At 54.2% G+C, this 17,751-nt stretch carries 15 protein-coding genes; 4 read left to right on the forward strand and 11 right to left on the reverse strand.

The features are described 5' to 3' along the window. Window positions 1–32: 32 nt before the first annotated feature. The 3 genes from araD to araA form a co-directional block, all read right to left on the reverse strand. Window positions 33–731 carry an L-ribulose-5-phosphate 4-epimerase gene (gene araD, locus LQ229_RS08615; RefSeq protein ID WP_230191449.1) on the reverse strand — a complete coding sequence of 233 codons (699 nt, stop codon included), beginning with the start codon at window positions 729–731 and terminating at the stop codon, window positions 33–35. Window positions 732–759: 28 nt separating this feature from the next. Then, on the reverse strand, window positions 760–1,851 hold the full coding sequence (locus LQ229_RS08620) for a GntR family transcriptional regulator (protein ID WP_230191450.1): 1,092 nt from the start codon (window positions 1,849–1,851) through the stop codon (window positions 760–762). A 78-nt stretch (window positions 1,852–1,929) separates the two neighbouring features. Continuing rightward, window positions 1,930–3,420: an L-arabinose isomerase gene (gene araA, locus LQ229_RS08625; RefSeq protein WP_230191489.1), complete on the reverse strand. Its 1,491-nt coding sequence runs from the start codon at window positions 3,418–3,420 to the stop codon at window positions 1,930–1,932. A 442-nt stretch (window positions 3,421–3,862) separates the two neighbouring features. Here araA and LQ229_RS08630 point away from each other — a divergent pair, with 442 nt between their 5' ends. The 3 genes from LQ229_RS08630 to LQ229_RS08640 all read left to right on the forward strand — a co-directional run bounded on the left by LQ229_RS08630 (window position 3,863) and on the right by LQ229_RS08640 (window position 9,652). After that, window positions 3,863–4,852, forward strand: coding sequence for a serine hydrolase (locus LQ229_RS08630; RefSeq protein WP_230191451.1), 990 nt, complete (start codon window positions 3,863–3,865; stop codon window positions 4,850–4,852). 662 nt (window positions 4,853–5,514) lie between these two features. Beyond that, window positions 5,515–6,549, forward strand: a complete 1,035-nt coding sequence (locus tag LQ229_RS08635) for an efflux RND transporter periplasmic adaptor subunit (RefSeq protein WP_230191452.1) — start codon at window positions 5,515–5,517, stop codon at window positions 6,547–6,549. A gap of 1 nt (window position 6,550) precedes the next feature. Next, window positions 6,551–9,652, forward strand: a complete 3,102-nt coding sequence (locus LQ229_RS08640; protein ID WP_230191453.1) for an efflux RND transporter permease subunit — start codon at window positions 6,551–6,553, stop codon at window positions 9,650–9,652. 75 nt (window positions 9,653–9,727) lie between these two features. Here the strand turns inward: LQ229_RS08640 and LQ229_RS08645 are convergent, their stop codons facing one another. Beyond that, window positions 9,728–10,531 carry an RDD family protein gene (locus LQ229_RS08645; protein ID WP_230191454.1) on the reverse strand — a complete coding sequence of 268 codons (804 nt, stop codon included), beginning with the start codon at window positions 10,529–10,531 and terminating at the stop codon, window positions 9,728–9,730. Between the two features lie 68 nt (window positions 10,532–10,599). Between LQ229_RS08645 and LQ229_RS08650 the strand changes: the two genes are divergently transcribed. Further along, window positions 10,600–11,586 (forward strand): stage II sporulation protein M, encoded by a 987-nt coding sequence (locus LQ229_RS08650; RefSeq protein WP_230191455.1) that lies wholly within the window; start codon window positions 10,600–10,602, stop codon window positions 11,584–11,586. Here the strand turns inward: LQ229_RS08650 and LQ229_RS08655 are convergent. The 7 genes from LQ229_RS08655 to LQ229_RS08685 form a co-directional block, all read right to left on the reverse strand. Next, window positions 11,581–12,954, reverse strand: coding sequence for a DUF58 domain-containing protein (locus LQ229_RS08655; RefSeq protein WP_230191456.1), 1,374 nt, complete (start codon window positions 12,952–12,954; stop codon window positions 11,581–11,583). The two genes, LQ229_RS08650 and LQ229_RS08655, sit on opposite strands and share 6 nt — an antisense overlap. Continuing rightward, on the reverse strand, window positions 12,905–13,825 hold the full coding sequence (locus tag LQ229_RS08660; protein WP_230191457.1) for a MoxR family ATPase: 921 nt from the start codon (window positions 13,823–13,825) through the stop codon (window positions 12,905–12,907). Before LQ229_RS08660 ends, LQ229_RS08655 begins: the two co-directional genes overlap by 50 nt. A 5-nt stretch (window positions 13,826–13,830) precedes the next feature. Then, complete coding sequence (locus tag LQ229_RS08665) at window positions 13,831–14,958, reverse strand: DUF4350 domain-containing protein (protein ID WP_230191458.1); 1,128 nt, start codon at window positions 14,956–14,958, stop codon at window positions 13,831–13,833. Beyond that, window positions 14,951–15,583 carry a DUF4129 domain-containing protein gene (locus LQ229_RS08670; protein ID WP_230191459.1) on the reverse strand — a complete coding sequence of 211 codons (633 nt, stop codon included), beginning with the start codon at window positions 15,581–15,583 and terminating at the stop codon, window positions 14,951–14,953. Before LQ229_RS08670 ends, LQ229_RS08665 begins: the two co-directional genes overlap by 8 nt. Next, the gene (locus LQ229_RS08675; RefSeq protein ID WP_230191460.1) at window positions 15,576–16,652 is read right to left on the reverse strand and encodes a hypothetical protein; all 1,077 of its coding nucleotides are present in this window, start codon (window positions 16,650–16,652) and stop codon (window positions 15,576–15,578) included. Before LQ229_RS08675 ends, LQ229_RS08670 begins: the two co-directional genes overlap by 8 nt. Window positions 16,653–16,829: 177 nt before the next feature. Continuing rightward, window positions 16,830–17,309 carry an SRPBCC family protein gene (locus LQ229_RS08680; RefSeq protein ID WP_230191461.1) on the reverse strand — a complete coding sequence of 160 codons (480 nt, stop codon included), beginning with the start codon at window positions 17,307–17,309 and terminating at the stop codon, window positions 16,830–16,832. Beyond that, window positions 17,284–17,622, reverse strand: coding sequence for a metalloregulator ArsR/SmtB family transcription factor (locus tag LQ229_RS08685; RefSeq protein ID WP_230191462.1), 339 nt, complete (start codon window positions 17,620–17,622; stop codon window positions 17,284–17,286). Before LQ229_RS08685 ends, LQ229_RS08680 begins: the two co-directional genes overlap by 26 nt. Between the last annotated feature and the right edge of the window lie 129 nt (window positions 17,623–17,751).

Below are 17,751 nucleotides of genomic sequence, written 5' to 3' on the forward strand. Positions count from 1 at the left end.
TCCGCACCGGAAAGAACGTTTCGAACCGTCAACTACATTGTCGTTTTTTGGCCGTAGTAAGCGTTGGCCCCATGCTTGCGCAAAAAGTGCCGGTCCAGCAGCGTTTGATCCATGGGAGGCGTATCGGGCCGGATCAGAAGCATCCGGGAAGCGATTTTGGCCACTTCTTCCAGAACGACCGCATTGTGAACCGCGTTATGCGCATCTTTTCCCCATACGAACGGCGCGTGGGAATGAACGAGCACTCCGGGCACCTGGTTCGGATCCAAATCGGCAAATCGCTCTACGATCACATTCCCGGTTTCCAGTTCGTACGCGCCCTCGATCTCTTCTTTCGTCATCGGGCGGGTGACCGGTATTTCCCCGTAGAAATAATCCGCGTGCGTTGTGCCGTACGCAGGAAGAGGGCGTCCCGCCTGCGCCCAGCTTGTTCCCCAAGGCGAATGCGTATGCACGACGCCGCCGATATCCGGGAACGACCGGTACAGAACCATATGGGTAGGCGTATCGGATGAAGGGCGCAATTCCCCTTCGACGACGCGGCCATCCAGATCGACGACAACCATATGCTCCGCCTTCAATTGTTCGTACGGCACGCCGCTCGGCTTAATGACGAACAGCCCGCTCTCCCGGTCGATGCCGCTTACGTTCCCCCAAGTAAAAGTAACGAGCCCGTGCTTGGGCAACTCCAAATTCGCTTCCAGCACTTGCTGCTTCAGGGCCTCCAGCATTGCCCCCACTTCCTTTCCATGTAAAATGTCAGTTTCTGTCGATCACCGAATCGCGGCGGATCAATACAGGTTCGAATATCGTATCTTCATAGACGTCCCCTTGCTCGATCATGCCGACCAGTTGCTTGGCCGCAGCTTCGCCCATCGCCGATTTGGGATGAGTCAGCGTCGTCAGCTTCGTTCCCGAAGCCGTCGCCAAGCTCGAATCGTCGAATCCGACGATGGACACATCCTCCGGAACGCGCAGTCCGCAATGGGCGACCGCTTCCATCAGGACGACCGCCAATTCGTCGTTATAGCATACGAACGCGGTCGGCCTTTCCTCTTCATTGCCGCTAAGCAATTCGATCGCCTGCCGGTAAGGCACCTCACGCTTTTGTTCGGTTGTAAAGGTTACCACATGTCGCGAAGAAACGGCCGATCCGTATTTCCGGTGCGCGGCGAGAAAGCCTTTCAGCCGATTTACACCCTGCAAATCATCCCGTTTGAAGAACCCGGCGATCAAGCGATGGCCACGGTCGAGCAAATGAAGCGCCGCCGCAAATCCGCCCGCTTCGTCGTCCACTTTCAAACAGGGACAATCGAGCTCGCGGTATTTTTCGTTGATCATCAAATAAGGGATGCCCTTTTCCTGCAATTTCAGGAAATATTCCAGATTCGGATTGCCCTCCGCGCTTTTGGTCGGCTCGATAATGAGCCCGCTGAGCGGCTGGCTCGTCATCAATTGCAGGCTTTCCATCTCTTTCTCTTTATTATTGTCCGTACTGGACAGCAGCAGACGGTAGCCGCGGCTTCGCAGTTCCGCCTCCGCACCGCGCACGATATGCGGAAAAATATAATCCGAAATATACGTCGTTACGATGCCGATCGTTTTGACCTGTTCGTTTTCGCGCCGCAGAGGGTTTCTGGCGAACGTTCCTTTGCCTTGAATCCGTTCCAGCCATCCTTCCTGCTCCAGTTCCCCGAACGTTTGCCGTACCGTCTGACGGCTCAAACCGAATTGCTCCGCAATTTCGTTTTCCGACGGGAACTGTTCCCCGGGCTGCAACTTGCCGTCCTGCAGCCATGCCAACAATTCGTTTTTTAATTGTACATATTTAGGAATTCGTGCGTTGCTCATCTTTCACCTCAGCCGCCGCAGCTTGTATTTGTCCAATGGATGCGCCATACCGCCCGGATGGCCGCAGGCAAAGCTTGTTTAACCTAATAAACGGTAAGCCGCGTCGCTCCAGCGCAATTCGTTCTTGAACCGTTGTACGGACGTTTCCTTATCGATCACAACGGCTTCGATCCCGGCCATTTCCGCCCAATCGGTCAAATTCCCGGCCGTGATGGCGTACGATAGAACGGTATGATGCGCCCCGCCCGCCAGAATCCAGGCTTCGGCCGATTCGCGCAAGGAAGGTTGAGGCTTCCACAGTACGCGCGCAACCGGCAGCTTCGGCATCGATTGTTCCACCTTCACGCCGTCCACGACGTTAACGAGCAGACGGAATCGATGTCCCAAATCGACGAGCGAAGCGTTCACCGCCGGTCCGTACTGCCCGTCGAATACGAGGCGCGCCGGATCCTCCTTGCCCCCGATGCCGAGCGGATGCACCTCAACCGTCGGACGTCCGGCCGCAATGGTCGGACATACCTCCAGCATATGCGCCCCCAGAATCATATGGTTGCCCGGTTCGAAATGGTAAGTATAGTCTTCCATGAACGAAGTGCTCTTATTGCCGGCGAGCACTTTCAATACCCGGGTCAATGCCGCCGTCTTCCAATCTCCTTCGCCGCCGAACCCGTAGCCTGCCTCCATCAGCCGTTGTACCGCCAGACCCGGCAATTGTTTCAGCCCGTGCAAATCTTCGAACGTCGTCGTAAACGCTCCGAATCCGCCTTCCTCCAGGAACCGTTTCAAGGCGATTTCAATCCGCGCCTGATACGCGATCGCATCGCGGACCGGCCCCTCGCCAAGTCCCGCTGCGGCAATTGTATACCGTTCGGCGTATTCGTTCAACAGCGATTTTACTTCGCTTTCTTCGACCTCATTCATCAATTGCGCCAGATCGCCGATGCCGTATCCGTTGACAGACCAGCCCAATTTGATTTGCGCCTCTACTTTGTCCCCGTCGGTTACGGCCACTTCGCGCATATTGTCTCCGAAACGCGCCACCTTCAGGCTGCGGCTCTCCGCGAACGCGGCCGCCGTGCGCATCCAACCCGCAATGCTTGCGCGAATCTCGCCGTCTTCCCAGTGGCCGACCACAACTTTGCGGGCAAGGCCGAGCCGAGCTCCGATATGGCCGTATTCCCTGTCGCCGTGAGCGGATTGGTTCAAATTCATGAAATCCATATCGATCGTTTCCCACGGAATATCCCGGTTGAATTGGGTATGGAAATGAAGCAGCGGCTTCCGCAATTGCGACAATCCGGCGATCCACATTTTGGCCGGGGAGAACGTATGCATCCATGTAACGATGCCTGCGCAAGAATCGTCGCTATTGGCATCCAGAATGAGCCTGTAAATTTCATCCGGCGTCTTCACAATCGGTTTGAAAACGATCGGGTAAGCGAATATCGGATCTTGCGCGAGCTGTTCGGCGATCATGCGCGAATGCTCCGCAACTTGTTCCAACGTTTCCGGACCGTACAAATGCTGGCTGCCGGTCACGAACCAAAATGAACACGGTTTCAACTTCATCAAATCAATCGCCTCCGTAAAATGTTTATCATGCCTTGGTGCAACTTGTACATACATTAACTTAGATAAACTCGATAATCATTTACTTGTACGTACAATTTTATTATGTTTATTTTACCGTCCGATGACGAAAAAGGCAACCTATTTTTGAATTGTTCCGGCGGCGATTTGAACGATTTCCTGTCCTCATTTGCGAATTTCGCAGCACTAATAAGGTACTATTGTAAAATAAACGGCGGCCGCCGAATCCGAGACAATTATTTTACAAATGTTGAACGTCCCATTCGTCGACAATCTCCTCTTCCCCTTCTGCGAACCGAACCCATCCGAACGCCCGACTACGGTTTTGCCCAAAGGGGCACAATGATGTAAAGTATGGAAAGTAAGATGTGGAGAAATTGACAAACGATTGGATAAAATGTCGGCAAGGAGCATGGGCGGTATGAAAAAGGAGCTTTGGGAAATTTCCGATTCGGAACGTCAACATATGAATCCTCTCTATTTACAAGAAATGGAGAGGAAGATGAAATCCAAAAAATTGCTAAGCTGCTGCATTGCAATCAACGAAACCGTCGCGTTCCGATACGATCGCGACCCTCATTCGGCGAATCGCTTGCATAAAATCAATTCATGCACGAAAAGCATCTTGTCCGCGCTTGTCGGCATTGCCGTGGAACAAGGGATTATCCCCGGGCTGCATACCCCCATTTCCCGTTACTTTCCGGTGCTGGACAAAGATAAAGACCACCGGAAAAGAGAAATAACGATCGATCATCTCCTGACGATGACCGCAGGATTCAAATGGGAGGAATACCGCAAGCGGGTTTCTTATCCCGCCATGATCCGCAGCAAAGACTGGGTGCAATATACATTGAAACAGCCGCTGATTGCAAACCCCGGAGAAAGCATGGTCTATAACTCTGGCTGCTCCCATCTGCTCGCAGCCATTTTGCGGCAAACGTCCGGAATGAATGTGAGCGATTACGCGCGCACTCATCTGTTCGCCCCGCTCGGCTTCGGCGAATATTATTGGGAGGAAGATCCGCAAGGCATGAGCATCGGCGGTTTCGGCCTCCATCTATCCATCCGGGACATGGTCAAATTCGGCCTCTTGTACGCCAATAACGGGCAATGGAAAGGGAAGCGGCTGATCGGCGAAGATTGGGTGAAGCGGACCACGGCTCCCCTGCATCTGACCTATGAACAAGTCGGCTATTACGGCCGGCATTGGTGGGCGTCTTCCTTCCGCGCCGGCGACGGGCAAGAAACCCGGGAAGAACGCTACTTCTTCGCGCTCGGATACGGAGGACAATATATTATTGTCGTCCCTTCGCGCCATATGGTCGTGGCGATCGCGAGCGACAACTTCAAGCGATCGAGCAGGCCGGTCGATTATTTCCGCGAATATATTGTGCCTTCCCTACAGCATTAGAGGTAGCAGTTGCAAAGTTGAAAATATCCACAGTCAAGGCCAAGCACATCTTTCAACCTCCCCGCTCCGAAGTTCGCGGACACTGGATACGCTAATTGTGACAATCGGTCCGATTTCGGACAGTTTGCGGACACACGATCCTTTATTCGCGGCAAAAGCGTAAAAATAAGCCCTCCGACGAACGAATAAAGGAACCAATGTCCGTCTAAACAGCGAAAAAGCGATTTTGACGAGAAATAACGGCCGTACGGTCCGGATAGCAATTTCCCGATGCAACGCTAGTGCCTAATCAAGCTTGTTTCTCCGATTATATGGTCATTTGGGCGGAAATAACCGGATTATTGCAACTGCTCAGGCGAAATTCGCCTCATTTGACTATTGTAAATGGATTTCGCAGTTACATGGCGGGGGCAAGCATGCATAAGCAGGCGCCCTCGCGATGCTTTTTTGTTTCCCAGTTTGAAGTACAGTAAATGCTTCAGGCATTTGCTAGGAAAAACGAACCACGCTCCCCACGATTTCATGAAACGGCAGCCCGTTTCATTCGTATAACTACTGATCAGGATTTTCATTCGAAAGGAATCGGAAGATATGCGAAGCAACTAGAGCTATATTTCGGATGAAGAGAGACAAGCCTTATATTAGAGGGAGTGGGACAAATCGTGAGAAAAAAATGGTTCGCAGCCGGCATATTTGCGATTGCGATCGCCACAGCGTTAACAGGTTGCAGCCCTGAACCGCAGCAAACGTCGCAAACACCGGAGGAGAAGGAAACCCCCGTTCAAATTGCCAAAATAGAAAAGGGGACGATTAGCCAACAGAATGAAATTATCGGCACGGCCGAACCTAGCAAATCCGTTGACGTCATACCGAAGTTAAACGGCGAGCTCGTGAAACTGAATGTCAAAAAAGGGGATTTCGTCAAAAAAGGCGCTTCGCTCGGCAAGATCGACGCCGAAGATTTGGAGATTCAGCTTCAATTGGAGCAATTCGGGCTTGAACAAGCGCAAGACCAATATAAAACCGTCTACGCCCAAACGCAATCGGGCCCGGATCTCGACCAGGCCGAAAGAGGCGTCGAGCAGGCCAAACTGCGGGTGAAGCAAGCACAAAGCCGGTTAAACGACGCTCATTTGACGGCGCCGATTAGCGGAAGGGTCATTCGCGTTACCGCCGAAGAAGGCGGATTCGTTACCGCGAGCGGCCCGCTGTTCACGATCGTATCTACCAATCCGGTGACGCTGACCGCGAACGTAAGCACCAATCAAATGCTTATGCTGCAGGATCGCGCCGAGGCGCAAGTGACCGTGCCGGATCTAGGGCAAACGTTAACCGCGCGCATCACCTATTTGGCGCCCGTTGCGAACGACTCCGGTTTCTACCGAATGGAAGCGGAACTCGATAATGCGGAAGAGAAAATCAAGCCTGGCATGATCGCCAAATTCATTGTCGAACAAGAGCTGATGAAGGACGCTCTGATCGTTCCGACCGAATCGATCGTGGAAAAGGGCGGAGAGTCGTATATCTTTATCGTGAAAGACGGGCGCGCGGTGGAGAAAACCGTGGAAGTATTGGAATCGCAAACGGAATCGTCCGCCGTGAAGGGCGAATTTAACGAAAACGATCAAGTCGTCGTCAAAGGTCAGATTACGCTTGCCGACGGCAATAAGGTGAAAATTATCGAGGGGGCGCGATAACGTGAAATTGATTGACGTCTCCGTTAAGCGTCCGGTCGGCGTGTTCATGATCGTTCTGGCGATCATCGCCCTTGGCCTCGTCAGTTTGCGCAATTTGGCGATTGACCTGTTCCCGAAAATCGATCTGCCGATTGCCGTCGTCGCGACTTCCTACCAGGGGGCCGCGCCCGAAGAAATCGAGAAATTGATTACCCGGCCGCTGGAATCTTCGTTAAGCACGATACAAGGGATCGATACGGTGTCATCCCAATCGCAAGCCAATTCTTCGCTTGTCATGCTGCAGTTTAAAAACGGAACCAACATGGATAACGTGCTGCTTGACGTTCGGGAGAAGGTGGACCAGATCAAAGGGATGCTGCCCGATGATGCGAACGATCCGTCCGTACTCCGGTTCGACCCGAACCAAATGCCGATTATAACGCTCGGCTTGACCGGCGCCGAACCCGAGAATTTGCAGGAGATCGCGGATAACAACATCGTGCCTTTCCTGGAAAGACAAAACGGCGTTGCGTCCGTATCCGTCCAAGGCGGAAAAACGCGCGAAATTCTCGTCGAGCTGGACCGCGCCAATTTGGCCCGGTACGGCTTAACGCCTTCGCAAGTCGTACAAGCGTTAAATATGGAGAATAAATCGTCGTCCGCCGGCGCCGTTTCCAAAGGGATACAGGAACTGCAAATTCGGGTGAAGGGCGAATTCACCTCGGTGGAAGACATTAAGCAAACGTTGATTCATCTGCCTGCCGGCGGCCAAATTCAAGTTAGCGATGTGGCCGCGATCAGCGATACGTTCAAGAAGCAAAGCTCGTTAACGCTCGTTAACGGCGGGCCCGCTCTTGTGCTGTCGATCCAGAAACAATCCGACGCGAATACGGTCGAAGTGGCGGATCAAGTGCATAAAGCGATGAATCGGCTGCATGACGAGCTGCCGGAAGGAATCGAATTATCGATGGTTGCCGATACTTCCATCTTTATTCGGCAATCGATCGACAGCGTCGTCAACAATATGATTAGCGGCGCGGCGCTTGCCATGCTTATTCTCATTTTATTTTTGCGCAGCGTCCGTTCGACGATCGTTATCGGCATCTCGATGCCGATCGCCGTCATTTCGACGTTTACGCTCATGTATTTTACCGGCCAAACGCTCAATATTATTTCCATGGGCGGGCTTGCGCTCGGCATCGGCATGATGGTGGACAACTCGATCGTTATTTTGGAAAATATTTTTACGTACAGGCAAAAAGGAATGTCGATGAAAGAAGCCGCCGTCAAAGGCGCTTCGGAACTGGCATCGGCCGTCATCGCGTCGACCACAACAACATTGGTCGTCTTCTTGCCGATCGTGTTCGTCCAAGGACTGACAGCGGATATCTTCCGCCCGCTCGCCTTGACGGTTTGCTTCTCGCTCGTCGCGTCGCTCGTCGTGGCGATTACCCTTATACCGATGCTCTCTTCGAAGCTGGTATCCGAGAAAAAGCTGTTGAAGGAAAAGAAGCAGGGACGGATGGCAAGACTGTTCGGTATTTTCAACCATTTCATTACTTTTTATAAAAAGATACTGAATTGGGCGCTCGGCCACCGCAAAACGACGGTATTCGGCACGATCGTCCTGCTGCTCGGAAGCTTCTTCCTGGTGCCGGGGATCGGCATGGAGTTTATGCCCGGCGGCGACCAAGGACAGATTCAAATTTCGGTGCAAACGCCAAGCGGTACGAAGCTGGAAGAGACGGAGAAAGTCGCCGGCGAAGTGTCCTCCTTGCTTGCCCCTTACAAGGATGTGATTGAAACTGCGGCCGAATCGATCGGAGGAGGAGGTCCGTTCGGCGGAGGCGCCAATTCGGCGTCCTTTACGATTCAACTGATACGCGCATCGGAACGGGAGATTACAACGAAAGAAATGATGCAGCAATTAACCGATAAGACCAAAGATATCGCGGGAGCGGAAATTACCGTTTCGGCGATGGAATCCGGCTTCGGCGCAGGCTCTCCGATCCAAATCCGATTGAACGGGCAGGAACAGGACGTGCTGGAAGAAGTCGCGAATCAAGTTGTCTGGATGATTTCCGGCATCGAGGGCGTATATAACGCGGAATCGTCGGCGGCGGAAGGAAACGCGGAAATGAACATTTCGGTCGACCGCAGTCTGGCGGCTCAATACGGCTTGACGTACCAACAGATCATGAATGAAATTTCGCTCGCCGTTAACGGGCAATTGGCGACGCAATACCGCGAAGGCGGAAACGAATACGATGTCAGAGTCATCATGCCCGAAGAGAGCAGATCGAGCATCGCTTCGCTGCAAACGTTGACGATTCAATCGCAAAGCGGCCAATTGATTCCATTGTCGGCTGTGGCGGAATTCAAGCAGATTCAAGGCCCGGTCATGATTCAGCGCGAAAACCAGCAGCGCCAAATTAACGTTACAGCCGACATTGCCGGCAGAGATTTGGGCAGCATCTCGACCGAGATCGGGCAAACGCTGGAGAAGATGAACTTCCCGGACGGATATTCCTACTCCATGGGCGGACAAACGGAAGACATGATGGAATCGTTCGTCGATCTGGGGATTGCTCTCATCTTCTCGATCTTTCTCGTGTATGTCGTTATGGCCGTCCAGTTCGAATCGCTGCTGTATCCGTTTATTATTATGTTCTCCATGCCGACGTCCTTCGTCGGGGTATTGCTGGGACTGTTTATTACGGGAACGGCGCTTAGCGTAACCGCGTTGATCGGCGTCATTATGCTCGCGGGGATCGTCGTGAACAACGCGATCATTCTCGTCGATTACATCAACATTTTGCGAAGAAGAGGGCTGGATCGCAACGAGGCGATCATGCAAGGGGCTCCGAGCCGGATCCGTCCGATCTTCATGACCACCTTAACGACGGTGCTCGGCTTGGTGCCGCTCGCGTTAGGCATCGGGGAAGGCGCGGAAATGCAAGCTCCGCTTGCGATCGTCGTTATTTTCGGCCTGGCCTGCTCGACGGTATTCACCTTGCTGCTCGTACCGGTCATGTATACGTATCTTGACGATTTCTCGAATTGGTTGAAGAGACTGTTCAGAAGAAAAAATCAAGCGGAAACGGCCGCCGAAGCAAGCGTATAATGAACAAATGCAAAAACCTCCGCAACTGCGATTGGGCAGTTGACGGAGGTTTTTCGTCTTGGCCGCATGCTTGTTTCATAGCGACCATTCTTCGGATAGCAGGATGTACAGCTCGACGAGGAAGGCGGCCGGATACAACGTGTACGGATTCAGGTCCAGCTCGAGCTTGCGCAGCAACCGCTGCGTAATTCTCCAGGCGAGTTCGTCCCTTTTCCGATTGTCAAGCGAAGGCAACCGCTCCGCATAGGCGGCGAGGAGCAGCCAGTCTTCCCGCTCCACCTTGCCGCGGGCGGCGTCAGGAATCGTTAAGGAGAAGCGATGCTGCATTCTCCATTTGTCAAGCCATTTCTGCGTTCGATGGCGGATCCTTCTCCGCTCGTGTTCCAAATCGCGGACGACGATCGTCCCTGCGGCAAGGTCGCCGAGCCTTTTGTCCAGCGGATGAAAGAACATCCATAACGCGCCGGCAATGTAGAACGACGGCATAAAATCGATCAAACGAAAAAAATTGCGGATTAAAGCCGACAGAAATGTCACCGGCTGCCCGTTCTCTTGGACGACGCGCAAGCCGAGCCATCTTTTGCCGAACGTTTGCCCCGCCATGTAATATTCCGCCAGCGCGTAATAAGCGCCGGTCAATAGCGCGGCGAAGACGATCAGGAACGCGATGGCATATTCCCCGAATAGGTCCGCGACCGCGAGATCAAGCGGAATGAGAATCAAACCCGTCAGCAGGCTGACGATGCCGAATGCCGCAAGCAGCAGGAGCATGTCGGCGATCAGCGCGGCCGCCCTGCTGCCGAGTCCGGCCGTCTGCAAATGGAGCCTGACATGCTCGGGCGTAACGACGGTCGCTTCGCGGTTATAGCTTTCGTTCATTCATTTCTCACCTTCTTCCCGAATTTATGGTACTATTTATTTAATAATGGAAGGAGACCAAGCGATCCATGGATATTCAACGATTTATTCGCGAACATAAGCGGGTTTGGTCCGAACTCGACGGGGTGCTCGGCCGGTTCGAACGGCAGAAGCGTTCGGTGCAGGCGGCCCAAATCGACCGCCTCACCCAGCTGTACAAGACAGCCTCCGCTCATTTGGCTTATGCGCAGACGTATTATCCGAACGATGAAATCGGACTCTATTTGAACCAGCTTGTTTCCCGCGCCCATCACGCGCTGCATGCCGAACAATGGAAAACGTCCCGCCGGTTGGGCGATTTTTTCAAACGGCGGTTTACCGGCTATATTCTGGAACGAAGATGGTTCGTCTTGCTGGCATTGCTCCTGTTCGGCGTCGGAGCGCTCGCCGGCTTTATCGTCGTATGGCAGGAGCCGTCCCATTTGCATGCCGTGATTCCGGCCGAGATCGCCGACGGGATCGACCCGCATCGCGTAGGGGAAGGCCACGAAGATTTGCAAAGCGCGATCGTCTCCTCGTCGATTATGACGAATAATATTCGGGTTGCGATTCTTGCGTTCGTCAGCGGCATTACCTTCGGCATGCTGACCGTATATGTGCTCGTATATAACGGCCTTCTGCTCGGCGCGTTAGCCGCGGTGTTCTGGCAATCCGGCCAAAGCTACGTATTCTGGGCGTATATATTGCCGCACGGCATCATCGAATTGACGGCGATCTTCATCGCCGGCGGCGCAGGCCTCTATATGGGCTACCGGATGATTAATCCCGGGCCTTACACGCGCAAGTATATGTTCCTGCGTTCCGTTAAAGAATCCGCGCTGCTGTTGGTCGGAACGATCCCGCTGTTCGTCATTGCCGGCATCATCGAAGGTTATATTACGCCTTCCGCGCTCTCGCTGGAAGCGAAGTACGGCGTCGCCGCCGTAACGCTTGCGGCCTTGGCGCTCTATGTCTTCTACGGCAAACTGACCGAGAAGCGGGCGCCGCAGCCGGAATCCCCGGCCGCCGGGCTATAGCACGTCTTTCTCTTTGACGTCCAAATAACGGTTGACGGCGGTCCAGGCAAGTTCTCCTACGGGAACGTCGATCACTTCAATGCCGCCGGCCGCCATCTCGGCCGTATACGCTTGCCGATCGAGCGCGAATTTATGCGACAGGCTCTTGACGAAAGCGTCGCTTGCGCTCTTCGTTTCGGCAAGCGTCCAGCGGTGCAGCGCTTCGTCGCGCAGTCCGAGCAGGAGCAGATGATGCTGCCGCTTCAACCGCATTAAGAGCGGTTTCAACCCTTCCTCGAACATGTAGTTGTCCATATCGGAGAAGAGCACGGTCAAACTCCGCTTTTTCTGCACAAGCATCAAATATTGCAAAGCGGTGCCGTAGCTCGATTCCACAAAATCGCTCTTCAAGTCGTAAACGGCTTCCGTCATCGCCTGCAAATGGAGCAAGCCTGCGCCCGGCGGGACATATGCTTTCACCCGGCTCGAGAAGGCAAGCAATCCAACCTTATCCCCTTGCTTCAGGGCGACAGCCGCGAGCGACAGAGCCGCCTCGAGCGATACGTCGAGCTTGGTGCGGCCGTCAAGCTCAATGCCCATCATCCGGCCGCAATCGATCAATATCGTAATCACCTTGCCCCGCTCCGGCCGGAACACATTGGCCATCAACGTCCCGGTTCTGGCCGAAGCCCTCCAATTGACAAACCTCGGATCGTCGTCCGGCACGTATTCCCGAATCGAGTGGAATTCCGAACCTGCGCGTTCCTTGCGGTATATTCGCTTCCCTTCCAGCACCAAGTGATTTTGCATGGAAGCGAGAATGCCCCGAACGCCGGATAAATCCGGATAGATTTTCACGTCCTGCTCCAGCGGAACCCGCATCTGCTTCATCCACAGCCCCATGGTGCCGCGAAAGCGAAGACGCAGAAAGCGCAGCCGGTACTCCCCCCGCTCGCAGCCGGCCGTCATATAGCGGATCGCCGCCGTTTTCCCCCGCCAGGCTACTTTCAGCGGCTCGGCCGGAGCGATAAATTGCTGCGGCAAATCGTCGGCGAGCTCCAAGATTAAGTCGACCGGACGCGACGCTTCCGCATGCACCGTCACTTCGAAAGGCATGCCGATATCCGCCTGCTCCGGCAAGGAGCGGCTGACGCTAACGCTTCTGCGCCGCGGAAGCAGCGATACGTCGAGCACGCTTGCTCCGAGCAGCGCACCATTGACGAGCAGCAATGCGGCCGTTCCGTAACCCGCAGCGTATCCGGCGGCCACCAACACCGCCCCGGCACTCGCGAGCCATGCCATCCGGATCGTCGGAACGATCAGACGGCGTTCGAACGCGTCAGCGAGGAACCGGAACCGTTGCCAACGTTTCTTGGATGAAGTGGTCACTCGTTTCCCCCTCCAGTTCGGCTTGCGGCGTCAACATGAGGCGATGGCGCAGCGCCGGCACGGCCACCGTCTTAATGTCGTCCGGCGTAACGAAGTTCCGTCCGTCGAGGAGCGCCCACGCGCGGCCGGCCGTCATTAAGGCAATCCCCGCCCGCGGGCTTGCTCCGAGCGACAGCCGTTTGTCCTCGCGGGTTTTGCGGATCAGCGCGGCGATATACTCCACGAGCGAGTCCTGCACGACCACTTGCCCCAAGCCCGCGCGCAGCTCCTTCAATCGTTCGAGCGTCAACGCCGGTTCCGCCGGCCGCCGCTCTTCGGCATAGAACGGAACATGATTCTTCAATATATCGGTTTCCGCTTCCAATGACGGATAGGATACCGTTAATTTGAACAAAAACCGGTCAAGCTGCGCCTCCGGCAGCGGATACGTCCCTTCGTACTCCACCGGGTTTTGCGTAGCGACGACGAAGAACGGGTCGGGCAGCCGATACGTCGTTCCTTGAATCGTCACTTGCCGTTCCTCCATCGCTTCCAATAAAGCCGACTGCGTCTTCGGCGGGGTGCGGTTAATTTCGTCGGCAAGCAGCAAATTCGTAAATACCGGTCCCCGAACGGTCTGAAATTCATTCTCTTTCATATTGAAAATAACGCTGCCTGTAATATCGCTCGGCATCATATCCGGCGTAAATTGCACCCGGCTGAACAAGCCGTCGCTCAATTCGGCGAGCGTGCGCACCATTTTCGTTTTTCCTAGCCCCGGAACGCCTTCGAGCAATACATGTCCCCCGGCCAAAAATGCGGTTACGAGCAGCCGAATATTTTTGCGCTGCCCGATGACGATCCGCTCCATCTGCTCCAATAATTGCTGCAATCGGTTCACTCCCTCTCCAGTTTCTGTATCATATAATCCGCTCTACGGCTGTCCTTCACAAACTGTTTCACCGTGTAGGAAGGCGCCTTCTCCGCATCCTGCCAGCTTTGCAGCACCTGCTCGAGCCGGTCCGCGTCCTCCTTGCTCATATGAAGCCTGGCCGCCGCCATCACCTGGCTGTCGTTCGCATCGGCGCGAACGCCAAAGCGCCTGGCGAGCAAACTGCGCACATAATTCGCTTGATGCCGCAGCGCTTCGCGCGCCAGCTTCCTTCGCTCATACCACCCGGCGGCGGCAAGCAGCGTTTCGTCCCCGCGCCGCACCGTCCAAGCGCGCGGCGTATAGGCCGGACCGAAGCGGACGGCTTTCAGCCAGAGCCATAGCAGCACGCCGATGACGAGCTGCAGCAGCACCGCGAGCAGCCAGTTCGGATAAACGGCCAGCAGGCCCGGTTGTTCACGGATCCCGTGATAGTATTCGTCAAACCAAATCGCATCGCTGTCCGCGAGCAAATATGGCCAGATAAGTTCAAAATGCGAATATTTCAAAATGCTGTCGTTTCTCGTCCACTCCGGGACGAGAAACAGCGTGACGCTTCCCTCGCCGATCGGGATCCGCCCGGCAATCATTCCGCGCTCGTCCAGCAGCAGCGGCTCTATGCCGTCCGCTTCTTCAAGCCGGTATACGGAAGCGACTTCGCCCGACAACCGATGGCCGGAAGGCCGATTCGCGTCCATGATGGGAACGACGGAATGCAAGGAACGATCGAGCTCCGTTAACGGGAACCTCTCCCATTGCTCGGGTGCGCTGTCAAACAAGAGCAAATGGTTGCCCCTGCCGACCCAACGCTCGATTTCCTCGATTTCTTCCGATCCGATGCCGTAAGGTTGAATCGAAACAAGCGTATGACGTTTCGTAGCGGGCAATCCATTCCACGCCCGCTTCCACTCTTTCACGGGGGCGTCCCGCTCTTTCAGAAGGGTGTACAATCCCTTCACCCCGTCACGGTCGGCCGAAGTAGACAAATAAGGCGGCAGATCGGGCATGTCGGGCTTCATGAGAACGAGTCCGATCAAGACGAAAGCGACGACGCTTACCGCTAACGCGATACGTTGCTTATTTTCTCTAGTCATCGGCAGCCTCCTCCGTCCAGTATGGAGCGAGAAGCTCCGTCATATGTACATATTCCCGTTCTCCCGCCTCGTCGCCGCCGTAATAGACCCCTTCGAACAAGCGCGCGGCTCGGGTAAACGCGGCCACGGCCGCCGGTTTGCGCTCGCTTAGTTCGTCAACGTATTCCAGATTCGTCTTCCATTTCTCCGCACGAATCCAATCCCGCTCATGCATAAGCAGCAATTGTGCCAGAAACGCATGGCGAACCGCTTCCCGGTAATCGCCGTCCGCCGCGCAATCCCGCGCTTTCCGCATCAGCATGGCGGAAGAGTTCCCCAGTTCTTCGGAGCCCAAGAGCGAATGGCGCCGTCCGGCGCGGCGCATGACGACGATGTTCCTGACAAGCCACACGATGGCGCCGGCAACGAGAAGAAGCAGAACGGCAACCAACGTATAAGCAAGCACCTTCGGCGTACCCGGCGGTACGGGTATATCCGGGAACAATTCGAACAGTTTGTTCCACATCTTCTCCAGCCATTCAAGCACAACGTTTCGATTCTCGCCGCGCTCATATGCCGTAAATTCGTCGCGCCCCAATATTTGCTCCAGCTTTTCTTTATCTTCCTGCCAACCCGCGTTACTCATTTTTTTGCCCCGGTTCGACGAATGTTGCAGACGGATTCGTTAATCCGCTTCCCCCGAATGCCGGCGGGTTGCCGGCAAATGCGAAACGGTCGAAAGGACGATATGCGCCTTCCTCCGCGTCCAGCATCCGCTCGATGTCCGCCCCCTCGTTGCGCACCCGCAAATCGAGATAGATCACCCCGTACGGAATCAAATAAATCGGTACGATCAAAAGACTGCACAAGATGTAAATCAACTGTCCGAGCAGCGACATTTTGAATACGGCAATGAGCAGCGCATAAATCCCTATCATCAATACCGTACCGATCGCGGCCACGACAAAATAAACGCAAAAAATGCGCCAAAAATTCCCTTTCGTTAATCTCCAGCTGCGGCGCAGCGTTTGTCTGCCGTTATCCAGCGCCGCCACAGGCAAATAAAAACCGAAACGGACGACGAAAAAACCGTATCCGACGACGAGTCCGAGCACCATTGACAAGTAAAGGACGACCACCAAGGCGACGGATGCGATACTGCCTCCGTAGGAAGAACCTAACTGAAGCAATCCGACTCCGAGCAAGGCGATCATCATTCCCACGAAGCCAACGGCGATGAGAACGGCGAACGTAAACAGGATGTAAATGCCGAACATCATCAATCCGTACAAAAACGTGTTGCCGACCATCCGCCAATACGGAGAGAACGATTTGCGGAGCAGTTCGCCGAAACGTACGCCCGAACCGTACGCGGCCGCGCGGACCAAATGCAGCTGCGAAGCGATCGCAGCCGGAAAGACGGCGACCATATAAAGCGGCATCAGCAGCAAAATAAATACGACGGACCCGATAGCGGAGTCGTCGTCAACGCCGCTCCCGCTCAGGAAATAATCGAAAGAGTCCGCCGCCGTATCCCCGTGTTGCGGCAGGAACGACGCTCCGCCCATATCGTACATCAACACATTTTGCAGCAAATAGATCGGTCCGAAAAACAAAAGCATAAGCAAAAAAATGACCGTAAAATGATTGCGGTACAACTGAAAACTCCGGTCTAAAATGGCGCCGACACTCATCGGCTTCGTAAACAATTCCATGCATGATCCTCCTGCCCATATATCGCCATAATTATACACGATGTTGACCGGAAGGGCATCCATAATATGCAAATTTAGGACGAAAGTAATTCCCGGCTCATCCAATGCGTGCGCTCTCCTGAAACGAGAAAGCGGCCTGAAACGATTTGCCGTCGCTTCAGGCCCGCTCCTCGCAATTTAACTTTGTTTTTCCGCGAATTCGCGCACATACTTCTCGTACCACTTTTTCCATTGTTCTTTGCGAGAGTCTAGTGTCTTCCCATCCAACAACGCTTCGATCACATCCAAGCATACATGCCAGCCGGCAATATCTCTCGGGGAATGATCCGTAACTTTGTAAATCGTCTCTTCCAGTACCAAACGGCAGCCTTCCGGTTCCGAATACAATTCGAAACGGACTTTGTCCTCGCCCCACATATACTCGAGTACCGCATGCTTTTTGACTTCGAGAATCGCAAGCTCCTCGAACGTCCCGTCCTGCATGTCGAACTTGACGACTCCTCCTTCGCGCAAATCGTCGATCCGCAGCTCGGGAAACCATTTCGCCAATTTCTCGTTCTCCGTCAACGAAGCCCATACCTTTTCGACCGAATGCTTCAAATGACGTTCGAAACGGACGACCGTTCCGTCTTTACTTTTTTTGATCACTGCTAACATGGTTATCCTCCTCGTTGAGATGCATTTCCAGAGCATCCAGTTTGTCGGACCAAAACAGCCGGTATGGCTCCAGCCAATGATCGAGTTCCTTGAGCGGCTTCGCGCAAAGGCTGTACACATGCTTCTGCGCGTCCTTGCGCACGGTTACGAGACCCGCTTCCCGCAAAATCCGCAAATGCTTCGATACGCCCGGCTGGCTCAAGGACGATACGGCGACCAGTTCGCCGACCGAACGCTCCTTCTCCCGCAAGAAATCGAGAATCGTCCGCCGATTCGGTTCGGCCAATATTTCAAACAATTTATCGTTTTTCATACATTTATATTACCCATTAGTTATATTACTGTCAAGTTATGTTAAAGACGATAAAAGGGACCTCCGAAGAGGTCCCGACTGTTCCATATCCGAATTAGATAGCAAAAATATGACTGCCGATTTTGCCGG

Origin of the sequence: Paenibacillus sp. CECT 9249 (assembly GCF_918697855.1) — a bacterium.
Classification (GTDB): Bacteria; Bacillota; Bacilli; order Paenibacillales; family Paenibacillaceae; genus MSJ-34.